Source organism: Streptomyces sp. NPDC003038, from assembly GCF_040611115.1.
GTDB lineage: Bacteria > Actinomycetota > Actinomycetes > Streptomycetales > Streptomycetaceae > Streptomyces.
The window spans coordinates 1-1160 of sequence record NZ_JBEXNN010000128.1; the positions used below are offsets into that span (position 1 = coordinate 1).

General features: G+C 68.4%; 1 pseudogene. It reads left to right on the forward strand.

Annotated features, from left to right (window positions below):
* Positions 1-29: 29 nt before the first annotated feature.
* Positions 30-1160: pseudogene (locus tag ABZX75_RS34425) on the forward strand (IS701 family transposase); the annotation flags it as partial.

The following is a 1160-nucleotide window of genomic DNA, read 5'->3' on the forward strand; positions in this document are numbered from 1 at the left end:
CCGCGGCCCCCGCTTCGGACGGCTTGGCTATGTTCTCGCTGGTCACAGGTGCACTCTTCCATGATCGGAGTCACACCGTTTCTTTTACAGTCCCGGTTCGATCGCCGGTGGCGTGTCCGGTTGACGGGCTGTGTCGTTGGTCGGGTGTGTTGGCTGAGGAGTTGGCGGCGGTCCGGTGTGATCTGGAGGATTTCGCGGCGGAGGTGTTTGAGCCGTTCGGGCGGGCGGATCAGCGTTGGTGGGGGTCGGTCTACCTGCGTGGTCTGCTGATGGACGGCGGGCGTAAGTCGGTCGAGCCGATGGCCGCCCGGCTGGGTGAGGACGGCAACCGGCAGGCGTTGGCCCACTTCGTGACCTCCAGCCCGTGGGATCCGGCGCACGTACGGGCGAGGCTGGCGTGGAGGATGCAGCCGGTGGTCAAACCCGCCGCGCTGATCCTTGATGACACCGGCTTCCTCAAGGACGGGGACGCGTCGGCGTGTGTGACACGGCAGTACACCGGCACCGCGGGCAAGGTCACCAACTGCCAGGCCGGTGTCTCGCTGCACCTGGCCTCCGACCAAGCCACTGTGGCTGTCGACTGGCGTCTGTTCCTGCCCAAGAGCTGGAATCCGGCCTCGCCGGAAGCCGATCCCGCCAAGGTCGCCCGCCGCGCGGCATGCGGCATGCGGCATCCAGCCGGAGGCGGGCCATGTTGAGAAATGGCAGCTTGCCCTCGACATGGTCGATGAGACCCGCTCGTGGGGCATCGACGTCCCCGTCGCTGTCGCTGACGGCGGTTACGGGGACACCGCGGCGTTCAGACTCGGCCTTCAGGATCGAGGGCTGCACTACGTGGTGGGCGTTTCCACGACGGTGACCGCTCAGCCGGCCGACGCGGTCCCGCTCGCCCCGCCCTACAGCGGCACCGGCCGCCCGCCGGTGATGAAGTATCCCGAGCCGGCTCGGAGCGTGAAGGCGCTGGTCATTGAGGCGGGGAAGGGTGCGGCCAGGCCGGTGCAATGGCGTGAGGGCTCACGGCCCGGCACCGGACGCAGCGGCTTCAAGCGCATGTACTCACGCTTCGTGGCGTTGCGGATCCGTCCCGCCGGTCGCGAGATCCGAAAGGTGGTCGAGGGGCCGGAACTGCCCGCGTGCTGGCTCCTGGCGGAATGGCCTGC